Origin of the sequence: Stenotrophomonas sp. SMYL89 (assembly GCF_036319985.1) — a bacterium.
GTDB classification, from domain to species: domain Bacteria; phylum Pseudomonadota; class Gammaproteobacteria; order Xanthomonadales; family Xanthomonadaceae; genus Stenotrophomonas; species Stenotrophomonas maltophilia_Q.
Genome location: NZ_JAWIRW010000002.1, coordinates 344103 through 358026, shown reverse-complemented (window position 1 = coordinate 358026; position 13924 = coordinate 344103). Strand labels below are relative to the sequence as shown.

The following is a 13924-nucleotide window of genomic DNA, read 5'->3' as shown; positions in this document are numbered from 1 at the left end:
CCGGTTGCGGGAGTGTCCGCGGCATGGATGCCGCGGCCAAGCCCCCATGGATGGGTTTACGGCGTCTCCCGCAACCGGATCCACCCCGCCTCCCACAGGAAGCCAGCTTTTGCTTCGGCTGTTGCTGTTGCTCCGGCTTGCAGCAGGTGCAGGGCGCAGCCCTGCCGAACCACCCTCACTCCGCAACGTGCTCGACCTGCCGTGGCTCCGGCTTGGTATCGGGCAGCTGCCAGAAGATCATCGTCGAGGTCAGGGTGATCGCGCCCACGCACAGGAACGTGGCATGCAGCGCGGCGGTCGCGCTGTTGCTGTCCAGGTGATTGCCGAACGCGGCCAGCAGGCTGCCGGCCGCAGCAGCACCGAAGCCGGCCGCGAGCATCATCACCATCGACAGCAGGCTGTTGCCGGAACTGGCGAATTCGCGGTCCAGATCACGCAGGGTCACGGTGTTCATCACAGTGAACTGCAGTGAATTGACCGCACCGAAGAACGCCAGCTGCAGCAGGCGCCAGGCCAGGTGCTGGCCGGGTGTCATCAGGATGAAGCTGGCCATGGCCAGGCCTACCAGCACGGTGTTGACCATCAGCACGCGACGGTAGCCGTAGCGCTCCACCAGCTTCACTGCCAGTTTCTTGGAGACCATGCCAGCGGCGGCCACCGGCACCATCATCAGGCCGGCGTTCATCGGGCCCAGGCCCAGGCCGACCTGCAGCAGCAACGGGATCAGCATCGGCATGGCGCTGCTGCCGATGCGCGAGAACAGATTGCCGAGAATGCCGATGCGGTAGCTGGGTACGCGGAACAGCGCCAGCGAGAACAACGGCGCCGTCGAATTGGCCGCATGCAGCCAGTAACCCACCAGTGCCGCCAGGCCTGCAACGGTCATCAGCATCACCAGCGCATGCGGCGTGCCCAGCCCGGAGATGCCGTCCAGTGCCAGTGACAGCACCACCATCGCGAAGGCCAGCATGATGTAGCCGCGCAGGTCGAAACGGGTGCGATGGCTGGCGTAGTGGTCGGGCATGATCTTCATTGCGGCGATGAATCCGATCACGCCGATCGGCAGGTTGATCAGGAACACCCAGTGCCACGACGCAATCTCCACCAGCCAGCCGCCCAGTGTGGGACCGATCAACGGGCCGACCAGGGCCGGGATGGCGATGAAGCTCATCGCGCGCAGGAAATCCTCGCGCGGCACCGAACGCATCACCGCCAGGCGCCCGACCGGCAGCAGCATCGCACCGCCAATGCCCTGCAGCACGCGCGCACCGACCAGCTGGTGCAGGTGCTGGGCCAGCGCGCAGGCCAGCGAGCCGAGGGTGAACAGGATGATCGCCACCAGGAAGGTGCGGCGGGTGCCGTAGCGGTCGGCGATCCAGCCGGAGGCGGGAATGAAAGTGGCCACTGCCAGCGCGTAGCTGAACACCACCGACTGCATCTGCAGCGGGCTTTCGCCCAGGCTGGCCGCCATCGCCGGCAACGCCGTGTTGACGATGGTCGAGTCCAGCATCTGCATGAAGATCGCCAAGGACACCAGCCACAGCAGGGGGCGCTGGCGGTTGTAGGTCGATGGCGATGTGGACATGGGGTGCGGCCGGTGCAGCGTGGGGGCTGCCATGATCGCGCACTGCGGGTCACGGCGCGATCAACATCGCGCCGCAACCGTATGCCGAATGCTCAGCGCTGGCTGTGCGCGTGCACCGCGTCGACCAGCACCTGCACGTGGGCAGGGTCCATGTCCGGCGACATGCCGTGGCCGAGGTTGAATACATGGCCCTCGCGCGAACCACCATTGCCCGCGGCATAGGTGTCGAGCACGCGCGCGGCAGCGGCGGCGATCGCATCCGGCGAGGCGTACAGCGTGGTCGGGTCGAGGTTGCCTTGCAGGGCGACGCGACCACCGGTGCGGCGCATGGCCTCGTCCAGGTCCAGTGTCCAGTCCAGGCCCAGCGCATCGGCGCCGGTCTGCGACAGTGCTTCCAGGTGCAGGCCGGTACCCTTGCCGAACAGGATCAGCGGCGTGCGCTCGCTGCCTTCGCCACGCTCCAGGCCTTCGGCGATGCGCTGCAGGTAGCGCAGCGAGAACTCGCGGTACATGGCCGGTGACAGCACGCCGCCCCAGGTATCGAACACCTGTAGTGCCTGCGCGCCGGCCGCGCGTTGCGCGCCCAGATAGGCGATCACCGCGTCGGTGGTGACCTCCAGCAGGCGGTGCAGGGCCTGTGGGTGGTTCAGCGCCATCGCCTTGATACGGGCGAAATCCTTGCTGCCGCCGCCTTCCACCATGTAGCAGGCCAGCGTCCAGGGGCTGCCGGAGAAACCGATCAGCGGTACCTGGCCGTCCAGCTCGCGACGGATCAGGCGCACTGCGTCCATCACATAGCCCAGGTCCTGTTCCATGTCCGGTACTGCCAGCCGGGCGATGGCCGCCTCGTCACGCACCGGATGGCGGAACTTCGGACCTTCGCCTTCGACGAAGTAGAGCTCCAGGCCCATCGCGTCGGGAATGGTGAGGATGTCCGAGAACAGGATGGCGGCGTCCAACGGGAAGCGGCGCAGCGGCTGCAGCGTGACTTCGCAGGCGATCTCCGGGTTCTTGGCCATGGCCAGGAAGCTGCCGGCCTTGGCCCGGGTTGCGCGGTACTCCGGCAGGTAGCGGCCGGCCTGGCGCATCAGCCAGACGGGGGTGCAGTCCACCGGTTCGCGGCGCAGGGCGCGCAGCAGGCGATCGTTGCGGAGAGGGCTGGTCACGATGGGCATTCCTTGGACGAAAGTTGGCAGCGGCGTCAGTCGCCGTGCGAAAGGATCTGGAAGCCGCGATGCAGTTCGGCATCGCGGGCTTTCTCGAAGGCATGGCGGGCTTCGTCGGCCTGCAGGAACAGCTCGCGCCGCAGCTGCGACCGGCTGCCGACGCGGCCGCTCTCGCGCAGCAGCTCCCAGCCGCCGAACAGGTCCGGCTGCAGGCTCAAGCGCAGGAAGCGCGGTGCCTGCGCACCGGCGTCGGGATGTTGCAGGTAGACGTGCATGGGCCGATTGTATCGCTCCGGGGCGGCACGGACCTGTAGCGCCGAGCCCACGCTCGGCTGCGCTTCATGCCGAGACACAATCCGGCAGCGACGGGCCATGCCCGGCGAACACGGAAGGGTCAGCCCGCGCCCAGCACCTTCAGCACCGCCGCCTCATCTACGTCCGGCACCACTTCGGCGCGGCCCATGCCCCGCCAGAGCACCAGGCGCAGGCGGCCGGCCACGTTCTTCTTGTCCAGCCGCATGCGGCCGAGCAGGGCCTGCGGGTCCAGTCCGGCCGGGATGGTCACCGGCAGGCCGAGGCGTTCCAGCAGCGCCTGCAGGCGCACGCGGTCGGCATCGTCGGCCAGGCCCAGGTCGGTGGACAGCTGAGCCGCCAGCACCATGCCCACCGCCACCGCCTCGCCATGGTTCAGTGCGTCGCGGCCGGGGGCCGAGTAGCCCTGTTCGGTCTCGATGGCATGGCCGAAGGTGTGGCCCAGGTTGAGCAGGGCACGCTCGCCCTTCTCGAACGGATCGCGTTCGACGATCGCGGCCTTGTGCCGGCAGCTGCGTGCGATGGCTTCGGAAAGCACGTTGTCTTCACCGGCGACCAGCGCATCGGCATGCTGCTGCAGCCATTCGAAGAACACCGCGTCGCCCAGCGCACCGTACTTCACCACTTCGGCCAGGCCGGCACGCAGTTCGCGCGGCGGCAGGGTGGCCAGCACGCGGGTATCGGCAATGACCGCACGCGGTGGATGGAAAGCGCCGACCAGGTTCTTGCCGGCGGGGATGTCGACGGCCGTCTTGCCGCCCACCGACGAATCGACCATCGCCAGCAGGGTGGTTGGCAGCTGCACGCAGTCCACGCCGCGCATCCAGCAGGCTGCGGCGAAACCGGCCAGATCGCCAACCACGCCGCCGCCAAGGGCGAACACGCAGGCGTCGCGGGTGGCGCCGAGCGCGGCCAGCGCTTCGATGGCACGGCCGAATTCGGCCAGCGTCTTGGAGGCTTCGCCCGCGGCCAGCACGTGCTCGCCGACGATCAGGTCGGGGCGTGCGGTCAGAAGGGTCTGCTTCACGGCATCCAGATAGCGCGGGGCCACTTCGCTGTCGCTGAGCAAAAGCGCGTGGCGGCCACGCACGTGCGAGGCCAGCGCGGTGCCGTCTGCCTGCGCACCGGCGCCGATGGTGATGGAGTAAGGGCGGTCGCCGCCGACGGCGACCTGCAGCAGGGCGGGGGAAGTCATGCGGTCAGGTCCTGGCGCTGCCATTGCGTGGCCAGCTTGACCACCAGGTGGGCGGTCGCGTCGGCAGCGGTATACGGGTCGGTATCAAGGGTGAGGTCGGCCAGTTCGCGGTACAGCGGGTCGCGGTGTGCGGCCAGATCGTGCAGCACCTGCTCGCGGTCCGGGCGCTGCAGCAGCGGCCGGCCCTTGTCGCGGGCCAGGCGTTCCAGCTGCGCGGCCACGCTGACCCGCAGGTAGACCACGAAGCCGCGCTGGGCAATCAGTACACGGTTGTCCGGATCCAGCACCGCGCCGCCGCCGGTGGAGACCAGTTTGCCGCGGCCTTCCAGTACGCGCGCAAGCGCCTCGCGTTCATGGTTGCGGAAGCCGGCTTCGCCAGAGTGCTCGAAAATGGTCGGGATGCTGGCGCCGGCGGCATCGACGATGGCCTGGTCGACGTCGACGAAGTCCAGCGTGAAGCGCTCGGCCAGGCGGCGGCCGATGCAGGTTTTGCCGGCGCCCATCGGGCCGATCAGGATCAGGTTCGGAGCAGGATTCATGCCCTCTGATGCTAACACCTCCGTGCCCCGGCCTTTACGTTCTTCACGTCAGGGTGGGCATTCCTGCGGGGTTTCCCGCGCCAGCCGGAGTACAGGCCATGACGGTCGCCAAGGTCATCGAAATCACCGCCTCCTCGCCGAAAAGCGTGGAGGACGCGGTACGCAGCGGGTTGAAGAAGGTCTCCGAGACGGTCAAGGGCATCCAGGGCGCTTGGGTGAACGAGACCAAGGTGGTGACCAATGGCAGCGGCGAGATCACCGAATGGCGGGTCAACCTGCGGGTGACTTTCCTGGTCGAATAAGCGCGTTCAGCGCAGCGCCTGCACCTGTCGCTGTCCGTCCAGCATCACCACGTGGTCGGCGAGGGCGGGCAAGGCCTGCAGCGCCTGCCGGCTGACCCGCTCGTAGTACTGCACGAAGCGCTCCAGCTGTGGCCGGCTCATGCCGTGCCGGCCCGGCTGCGCGGCCTGCAGGTTCTGCTCCTGCTGCCAGCGCCAGCGCGGCACCACTGAAAAATCCGGCGGCTGCAGGAACCACAGGCGGTCGCAGCGCTGCCACAGCGCGGGGTAGTCGCGGGCCAGCGCCTGGTTGCACCAGCGCCGCCAGCGGCCATCGGCGTCGGCCTCGCGCTCCAGCGCGTTCAACGGGCTGTCCAGCGCGTTGTCATCCTGCGCGGGCGTGCCCAGGAACCAGCCTTCGAACATCAGCAGGTCGAGGGGCTGCTCGATACGTGGCCATTGCGCTTCGGGCAAGCGTTCGTCGGCCAGCTTGTCGAAGCGCGGCATCGCAAAGGGCTGGCGTGCGGCTACGGCGTCCAATACTCCGTGGGCCAGTGGCAGGTCATGAGTGCCGGGCGGGCCGCGGGTGATCAGCAGTGGATGCACCTGTCGGGCCAGCCGCTGGCGCTGTGCGCGGGTCAGGTACACGTCGTCGATCGACAGCGTGGCCGCGTTCAGGCCGCGTGCCTGGGCGCGGGCCACGACCTGCGCGGCCAGCGTCGATTTGCCGCTCCCCTGCAGGCCGCTGATCGCCAATACTGGAACCGCTGCGCCACTGCCCAGTGCGTCGTCCAGCACCTGTTCGGCCAATGTTTCGGGGAATCCTTTCACCTGGGGCATATACGCAGCAGCGGCCATGCAGCCACAATAGCCCAATCCGTGTGAGAAGAACGCAATCATGAGCGACCTGTACGCCGAAGCCCTGTCCACGTTTGCCAGCCTGTTCGAAGAGGCTAGGCAGAGCCGCGAGGTCGAGCCGAACGCGATGACCGTGGCCACCGCAGATACGCACGGCCGTCCGTCGGCGCGCACCGTGCTGCTGAAGGCGTTCGATGAGCGAGGCTTCGTGTTCTACACCCACCTGGACAGCCACAAGGGCCGGGAGCTGCAGGCCAATCCGCAGGCTGCACTGCTGTTCCTGTGGCGCAGCCTGCGCGAGGCCGGCATCCAGGTGCGCATCGAGGGTCGTGTCGAGCAGGTGGCCGATGCCGTGGCCGACGCCTATTTCGCCAGCCGCCCACGCATGAGCCAGATCGGTGCCTGGGCCTCGCAGCAGTCGAAGACGCTGGCCACGCGCGAGGAGTTCGATGCGCGCGTGGCCGAGGTCGAAGCCCGCTTCGAAGGCAAGGACGTGCCGCGCCCGGACGGCTGGAGCGGCCTGCGCGTGGTGCCTGACCGCATCGAGTTCTGGTACGGCGCGCAGTTCCGCCTGCACGAACGCTGGTGCTATGAAGCCGGTGCCGAAGGCCGCTGGAGCAAGCGCCTGTTGTACCCGTAAGTCGGGGTGGTGCTGGGGTTGCTGTAGAGCCGAGCCCACGCTCGGCTGCTCCTGCGAGAACATCAGCCGAGCATGGGCTCGGCTCTACAGAAACCTGCGTTTGTCGCGAACGGACTGGTCCGCTTCATGCGCGAGCAGGTCGGCCACAGGCACACTCGCTGCGATGCCCTCGATCTGCGGAGTTGCCATGCCCTGCTGGCGTTGCCTGTTTGCCGTGCCGCCACCACGCCGCGGCGTGGAAGCGTTGTTGTTGCTGCTCGCCCGCATCGTCGCCGGTGTGATGTTCTGTGTCTCCGGCTGGAACAAGGTGTTCACCGATGCCGGGCGCGAGCGCATGGTGCATACGCTGGTCGATGCCGGCATCCCGTTCCCGGTGTTCAGTGCGCCGGTGCTCGGTGCGATTGAATGGATTGCGGGTGGCCTGCTGGTGCTGGGGTTGTTGAGCCGCCCTTCGGCCCTGCTGTTGGCGGCGATCTGCGCGGTGGCGGCGCTGACCGATGGTATCGCGCGCATTCCTGCTGGCCTGAGCGTGCCGGATTGGTTCAGCTGGTTCTTCTATCTGAGCGAAGTGCCATTGGGTGTGCTGTTGCTGTGGGTGGCGGCGGTGGGCAGTGGCCGGTTCGCGATAGAGGCGCGCTGGGCGCGCTGACGGCACGCATCCTGTAGAGCCGAGCCCTTGCTCGGCTGCCTCTACGGAGACAGCAGCCGAGCATGGGCTCGGCTCTACAGGCCCTCCGCGCGCAGCCAGCGCCACAGTGTGGTGCGCGATACGCCCAGCGCCTGCGCCATGCCTTCGCGGTCATTGCGATGTTCCTGCAGCAGTGCTTCCAGTTGTGCACGCGGCGGGCGCTTGCCGTTGCTTTCCAGTGGCAGTGCCGTTGCACCTTCGCTTGCCAGCTCGGGCGCCAGCTGTAGCAGTCGCGCAGCATCGATCGGGCCTTCACTGGGCTGCCAGTGGATGCGCAGGCGATCCACCAGATTGCGCAGTTCGCGCACGTTGCCGGGCCACTCGGCGGCGGTCAACATTGCCATCGCAGCGTCGTCCAGTGGCGCGTCGATGCCGCGCAGCTGGCGGAAGAAGTGCTGTGCCAGCAGCGGAATGTCCCCGCGCCGGGCACGCAGCGAGGGCAGGGCGATGCGCAGCGCCGCCAGCCGGTAATACAGGTCGCGACGGAAGCTGCCTGCTGCTGCGCGCTGCTCCAGCGATTGCAGCGTGGCGGCTACCACACGCAGGTCGACCGGGGTCGGTTCGGTGGCGCCCACGCGCAGCACTTCGCGTTCTTCCAGTACCCGCAGCAGGCGGGTCTGCAATGGCAGCGGCAGTTCGCCAATTTCATCCAGGAACAGGGTGCCACCGTCTGCGGCCTCGACCAGGCCCACGCGACCACCACGCCGTGCACCAGTGAAGGCGCCGTCGCTATACCCGAACAGTTCCGCTTCCAGCAGTGATTCGCTGATGGCGCCGCAGTTCAGCGCCACGAAGCGTCCGCGACGGCCACTGGCGGCGTGCAGCTGCCGCGCCACCAGTTCCTTGCCAGTGCCGGTTTCGCCGGTCACCAGTACGGTGCTGTCATGCGGTGCATAGAGCGCGATCTGTGCGCGCACCTTGGCCATCGCTTCGCTGTCGCCGAGCAGTTCATGCGTATCGGCACGCGCTGCAGGGCGCCGGCGCGGGGCGGCTCGGTTGCCGCTGGAGCGGGCCAGCGCCTGGGTCAGTTCCAGCGCATGTTCGAACGCCTGCCGCACCGAGTCGGCCGAGTACAGCAGCACACCGGGCAGGCCGGCCTGTTCGGCATGGTCGATGGCCATGCCGGTGCCGACGATCACTTCGATGCCATTGGCCCGCAGGTCGGCAATGCAGTCGCGGGCGTCTTCGCGGGTGACGAAGCGGCGATGCTCGATATCAAGGCCAAAGCTCTGCTGGAAGTTGCTGAACACCGGTACGTCGCTGGCGTGGGTGACCAGGCCGATGCGGCTGGCGATGCGCCGCGCACGCGCCAGCGCCTCCATCAGGTCGAAGCCGTTGGCCTGGATCGGCACCAGCGGCAGTTCCAGCCGGCTGCGCAGCCAGGCGGCGTTGGAGCCGCCGGCGATGACCACGTCGCAGTGCTCGCGGCGCAGGCGTTGGCCGATCACATCCACCGCTTCCTCGAAACCGAGGTTGATCTGCTCGATGCGCGCGCGGCGGTCGAACTCCGGAATGACGTCGCCGAGCAGACCGGTCAGCCGCGAAACGCTGACCGTCCAGATCACCGGGCGTCCGGGGTCGGCGTCGGCGTGGCGCAGGGGGGAGCGGGGCAGGTACATGGCGGCGGGAGGTCGGCGGGGTGTTTCATGATACAGCCGTTTCAATGTTTCATATGTTTCACTATTGCGTGGCGGTCATCCCCGTGAAATCAACGGCTTGCGGCTTGGCATGGTGCTTGCGCTCTCCTTCCCGTACTTCAACCTGGATTGCCGCATGACCGCTTCCACTCCTTTCTCCGCCGGTGCCCGCTTCCGTGAGGCGCTGGCTGCCGAATCGCCGCTGCAGGTGATCGGCGCCATCAACGCCAACCACGCCCTGCTGGCCAAGCGCGCCGGCTTCCGCGCCATCTACCTGTCTGGTGGCGGTGTTGCCGCCGGCTCGCTGGGCCTGCCGGACCTGGGCATCAACACCCTGGAAGACGTGCTGGTGGACGTGCGCCGCATCACCGATGTCTGCGACCTGCCGCTGATGGTGGACATCGACACCGGCTTCGGCCCGAGCGCGTTCAACATCGCGCGTACCGTGAAGTCGCTGATCAAGGCCGGCGCAGCCGCCTGCCATATCGAAGACCAGGTCGGCGCCAAGCGCTGCGGTCACCGCCCGGGCAAGGAGATCGTCTCGCAGGGTGAAATGGTCGACCGCGTGAAGGCTGCCGCCGATGCCAAGACCGATCCGGACTTCTTCCTGATCGCGCGTACCGACGCCATCCAGGTGGACGGCGTGGACAAGGCCATCGAGCGCGCCATCGCCTGCGTAGAGGCCGGTGCCGACGGCATCTTCGCTGAGGCGGCCTACGATCTGGACACCTACCGCCGCTTCGTCGACGCGGTGAAGGTGCCGGTGCTGGCCAACATCACCGAGTTCGGTGCCACCCCGCTGTTCAGCCGCGATGAACTGGCCTCGGCCGGCGTCGCCATCCAGCTGTTCCCGCTGTCTGCCTTCCGCGCCGCCAACAAGGCGGCCGAGAGTGTCTACCAGGCGGTGCGCCGCGATGGCCACCAGCGCAACGTGGTGGAGACCATGCAGACCCGCGAAGAACTCTACGACCGCATCGGCTACCACGCCTTCGAGCAGCAGCTCGATGCACTGTTCGCCGCCAAGAAATAAGCAGTACCCTGCACCATCAAGTTTTCGGAGGGAAACATGAACGATACGACCGCAACCCCGACCTTCAAGCCGAAGAAGTCCGTCGCCCTGTCCGGCACCGCTGCCGGCAACACCGCGCTGTGCAGCGTGGGCCGCAGTGGCAACGACCTGCACTACCGTGGCTACGACATCCTGGACCTGGCCAACACCAGCGAATTCGAGGAAATCGCCTACCTGCTGGTGCACGGCAAGCTGCCGACCCGCGCCGAGCTGGTCTCGTACAAGGCCAAGCTGAAGTCGCTGCGTGGCATTCCGGCCGCAGTGAAGGCCGCACTGGAAGAACTGCCGCCGTCGGCGCACCCGATGGACGTGATGCGCACCGGCGTATCCGTGCTCGGCTGCGTGGCACCGGAGAAGGATGACCACAACCATCCGGGCGCGCGCGACATCGCCGACAAGCTGATGGCCTGCCTCGGTTCCATGCTGCTGTACTGGTACCACTGGAGCCACAACGGCCGCGCCATCGACGTGGAAACCGACGACGACTCGATCGGTGGCCACTTCCTGCACTTGCTGCACGGCGAAAAGCCACAGGATTCGTGGGTGAAGGCGATGCACACCTCGCTGATCCTGTACGCCGAGCACGAGTTCAACGCCTCGACCTTCACCTGCCGCGTCATCGCCGGCACCGGCAGCGACATGTACAGCGCGATCTGCGGTGGCATCGGCGCGCTGCGTGGCCCGAAGCACGGCGGCGCCAACGAAGTGGCGTTCGAAGTGCAGAAGCGCTACGACAACCCTGATGAGGCCGAGGAAGACATCAAGGCCCGCGTCGAGCGCAAGGAAGTGGTGATCGGTTTCGGCCACCCGGTCTACACCGTCTCCGATCCGCGCAACAAGGTGATCAAGGACGTGGCCCGCGAGCTGTCCGAAGAACAGTCCAGCATGAAGATGTACGACATTGCCGAGCGCCTGGAGTCGGTGATGTGGGACATCAAAAAGATGTTCCCGAACCTGGACTGGTTCAGCGCCGTCAGCTACCACATGATGGGCGTGCCGACCGCGATGTTCACCCCGCTGTTCGTGATCGCCCGCACCGCCGGCTGGAGCGCGCACATCGTCGAGCAGCGCATCGACGGCAAGATCATCCGCCCGAGCGCCAACTACATCGGCCCGGAAGACCGCGACTTCGTCGCCATCGACAAGCGCGTCTGATCCACCCGCTGTACCCATCCGGCCGGCCCTGCGCCGGCCGGATGCATTCGCCGCCGCATTGCCGGCACCCGGCCCGCCCCAAGTACTCCGCCAGCCCATGAATACCGATTACCGCAAGAACCTCCCCGGCAGCACGCTGGACTATTTCGATGCGCGTGCCGCCGTCGATGCGATCCAGCCTGGCGCCTACGCCACGCTGCCGTACACCTCGCGCGTGCTGGCCGAGAACCTGGTACGCCGCTGCGATCCGGCCACGTTGACCGCTTCGCTGACGCAGCTGATCGAGCGCCGTCGCGACCTCGATTTCCCGTGGTTCCCGGCGCGCGTGGTCTGCCACGATATCCTTGGCCAGACCGCGCTGGTGGACCTGGCCGGCCTGCGTGATGCGATCGCCGACAAGGGCGGCGACCCGGCCAAGGTGAATCCGGTGGTGCCGGTGCAGCTGATCGTCGATCACTCGCTGGCGGTGGAGTGCGGTGGTTTCGATCCTCAGGCGTTCGAGAAGAACCGCGCCATTGAAGACCGCCGCAACGAAGACCGCTTCCACTTCATCGACTGGACCAAGCTGGCGTTCCAGAACGTGGATGTGATTCCGCCGGGCAACGGCATCATGCACCAGATCAACCTGGAGAAGATGTCGCCGGTGGTCTACGTGCAGGACGGCGTGGCGTTCCCGGATACCTGCGTCGGTACCGACAGCCATACCCCGCACGTGGACGCGCTGGGCGTGATCGCCATCGGTGTCGGTGGTCTGGAAGCCGAGAACGTGATGCTCGGCCGTGCCTCGTGGATGCGCCTGCCGGACACCGTCGGCGTCGAACTGAGCGGCCGCCCGCAGCCAGGCATCACCGCCACCGACGTGGTGCTGGCCCTGACCGAGTTCCTGCGCAAGGAGCGCGTGGTCGGCGCCTGGCTTGAATTCTTCGGCGAGGGTGCGGCGGCACTGACCATCGGTGACCGCGCCACCATCTCCAACATGTGCCCCGAATACGGCGCCACCGCCGCGATGTTCTACATCGATCAGCAGACCATCGATTACCTGCGCCTGACCGGCCGCGAGGAATCGCAGGTGGCGCTGGTGGAAAACTACGCACGCACCACCGGCCTGTGGGCCGACGATCTGGCGACCGTGCAGTACGAACGCGTGCTGCACTTCGACCTGTCCAGCGTGGTGCGCAACATGGCCGGCCCGTCCAACCCACACAAGCGCGTGGCCACCGCCGAGCTGGCCGAGCGCGGCATCGCCGACGAAGCCAAGCTGGAAGCGGGCAAGGCCGAACAGGCGCAGGGCCTGATGCCCGATGGCGCGGTGATCATCGCCGCCATCACCAGCTGCACCAACACCTCCAACCCGCGCAACGTGATTGCCGCAGCACTGCTGGCGCGCAACGCCAATGCGCGTGGCCTGCAGCGCAAGCCGTGGGTGAAGTCCTCGCTGGCGCCGGGCTCCAAGGCCGTGCAGCTGTACCTGGAAGAATCCGGCCTGCTGCCGGACCTGGAGCAGCTCGGCTTCGGCATCGTCGCCTTCGCCTGCACCACCTGCAACGGCATGAGCGGCGCGCTGGACCCGAAGATCCAGCAGGAAATCATCGATCGTGACCTGTACGCCACGGCCGTGCTGTCTGGCAACCGCAACTTCGATGGCCGCATTCATCCGTATGCCAAGCAGGCCTTCCTGGCCTCGCCGCCGCTGGTCATCGCCTACGCCATTGCCGGTACCGTCCGCTTCGATATCGAAAAGGACGTGCTGGGCGTGGACGCCGATGGCAACGAGGTGCGGCTGAAGGACATCTGGCCGAGCGACGCCGAGATCGACGCCGTGGTCAAGGCGGCGGTGAAACCGGAGCAGTTCCGCAAGGTCTACAACCCGATGTTCAACGTGCGCGTCGAGCACGGCGCCGCGGTCAGCCCGCTGTATGACTGGCGTCCGCAGAGCACCTACATCCGCCGTCCGCCGTACTGGGAAGGCGCACTGGCCGGTGAGCGCTCACTGGCGGGCATGCGCGCGCTGGCGGTGCTGCCGGACAACATCACCACCGACCACCTGTCGCCGTCCAACGCGATCATGGCCTCCAGCGCCGCCGGCGAATACCTGGCGAAGATGGGCCTGCCGGAAGAAGACTTCAATTCCTACGCCACCCACCGCGGCGACCACCTGACCGCGCAGCGCGCCACCTTCGCCAATCCGAAGCTGTTCAACGAGATGGTGCGCAACGACGACGGTAGCGTGAAGCAGGGCTCGCTGGCGCGCGTGGAGCCGGAAGGCAAGGTGATGCGCATGTGGGAAGCGATCGAGACCTACATGGAGCGCAAGCAGCCGCTGATCATCATCGCCGGCGCCGACTACGGCCAGGGCAGCTCGCGTGACTGGGCCGCCAAGGGCGTGCGCCTGGCGGGCGTGGAAGCGATCGTGGCCGAGGGCTTCGAACGCATCCACCGTACCAACCTGATCGGCATGGGCGTGCTGCCGCTGGAGTTCAAGCCGGGCACCACCCGCCTGACCCTGGGCATCGACGGCACGGAGACCTTTGACGTGATCGGCGAGCGTACCCCGCGTGCCGAGCTGACCCTGGTCATCCACCGCCGCGACGGCCAGGACGTGATCGTGCCGGTCACCTGCCGCCTGGACAGCGACGAGGAAGTGGCCATCTACGAAGCCGGTGGCGTGCTGCAGCGCTTCGCCCAGGACTTCCTGGAAGGCGCCAAGGTGGCGTGATGGTGGGCTGAATGCCTGCCCCCTACGGTTGGGGGCGGGCTTGTCCGACACACAGGCGCGGCGCACACTTGCTTGGCAAATATTGC

General features: G+C 67.2%; 13 protein-coding genes. 6 read left to right on the top strand and 7 right to left on the bottom strand.

Annotated elements, in window-relative coordinates:
- Positions 1–175 precede the first annotated feature (175 nt).
- From mdtD to V3B41_RS04315, 5 genes are all read right to left on the bottom strand, one after another.
- A complete protein-coding gene (gene mdtD / locus V3B41_RS04335) occupies positions 176–1585 on the bottom strand; it encodes a multidrug transporter subunit MdtD (protein ID WP_010482759.1) in 1410 nt (469 codons plus the stop codon).
- Between the two features lie 92 nt (positions 1586–1677).
- On the bottom strand, positions 1678–2760 hold the full coding sequence (gene hemE / locus V3B41_RS04330; RefSeq protein WP_012481016.1) for a uroporphyrinogen decarboxylase: 1083 nt from the start codon (positions 2758–2760) through the stop codon (positions 1678–1680).
- Between the two features lie 26 nt (positions 2761–2786).
- On the bottom strand, positions 2787–3026 hold the full coding sequence (locus V3B41_RS04325) for a WGR domain-containing protein (protein WP_032127800.1): 240 nt from the start codon (positions 3024–3026) through the stop codon (positions 2787–2789).
- Between the two features lie 119 nt (positions 3027–3145).
- On the bottom strand, positions 3146–4258 hold the full coding sequence (gene aroB, locus V3B41_RS04320; RefSeq protein WP_197632893.1) for a 3-dehydroquinate synthase: 1113 nt from the start codon (positions 4256–4258) through the stop codon (positions 3146–3148).
- Positions 4255–4797 carry a shikimate kinase gene (locus V3B41_RS04315; protein WP_049430063.1) on the bottom strand — a complete coding sequence of 181 codons (543 nt, stop codon included), beginning with the start codon at positions 4795–4797 and terminating at the stop codon, positions 4255–4257. The genes aroB and V3B41_RS04315 overlap by 4 nt, the downstream gene beginning before the upstream one ends.
- Before the next feature lie 98 nt (positions 4798–4895).
- Between V3B41_RS04315 and V3B41_RS04310 the strand changes: the two genes are divergently transcribed.
- Entirely contained in the window at positions 4896–5099 is a 204-nt protein-coding gene (locus V3B41_RS04310) for a dodecin family protein (protein WP_005410663.1), read from the top strand.
- Between the two features lie 6 nt (positions 5100–5105).
- Here the strand turns inward: V3B41_RS04310 and V3B41_RS04305 are convergent, their stop codons facing one another.
- Complete coding sequence (locus V3B41_RS04305) at positions 5106–5933, bottom strand: kinase (protein WP_329860199.1); 828 nt, start codon at positions 5931–5933, stop codon at positions 5106–5108.
- A gap of 40 nt (positions 5934–5973) precedes the next feature.
- Here V3B41_RS04305 and pdxH point away from each other — a divergent pair, with 40 nt between their 5' ends.
- Together pdxH and V3B41_RS04295 are read left to right on the top strand one after the other, a co-directional pair.
- A complete protein-coding gene (gene pdxH, locus V3B41_RS04300; RefSeq protein WP_049430065.1) occupies positions 5974–6573 on the top strand; it encodes a pyridoxamine 5'-phosphate oxidase in 600 nt (199 codons plus the stop codon).
- A gap of 187 nt (positions 6574–6760) precedes the next feature.
- Entirely contained in the window at positions 6761–7222 is a 462-nt protein-coding gene (locus tag V3B41_RS04295; RefSeq protein ID WP_049430066.1) for a DoxX family protein, read from the top strand.
- Between the two features lie 74 nt (positions 7223–7296).
- Here V3B41_RS04295 and prpR read toward each other — a convergent pair whose 3' ends face one another.
- Complete coding sequence (gene prpR, locus V3B41_RS04290; RefSeq protein ID WP_329860196.1) at positions 7297–8880, bottom strand: propionate catabolism operon regulatory protein PrpR; 1584 nt, start codon at positions 8878–8880, stop codon at positions 7297–7299.
- 154 nt (positions 8881–9034) lie between these two features.
- On the opposite strand from prpR, the gene prpB reads away from it, so the two are divergent.
- The 3 genes from prpB (at position 9035) to acnD (ending at position 13838) form a co-directional block, all read left to right on the top strand.
- A complete protein-coding gene (prpB, locus tag V3B41_RS04285; protein WP_295550846.1) occupies positions 9035–9928 on the top strand; it encodes a methylisocitrate lyase in 894 nt (297 codons plus the stop codon).
- 36 nt (positions 9929–9964) lie between these two features.
- Entirely contained in the window at positions 9965–11122 is a 1158-nt protein-coding gene (prpC, locus tag V3B41_RS04280; RefSeq protein WP_008265338.1) for a 2-methylcitrate synthase, read from the top strand.
- Between the two features lie 97 nt (positions 11123–11219).
- Positions 11220–13838, top strand: a complete 2619-nt coding sequence (acnD, locus tag V3B41_RS04275) for a Fe/S-dependent 2-methylisocitrate dehydratase AcnD (protein ID WP_295550843.1) — start codon at positions 11220–11222, stop codon at positions 13836–13838.
- Positions 13839–13924 lie beyond the last annotated feature (86 nt).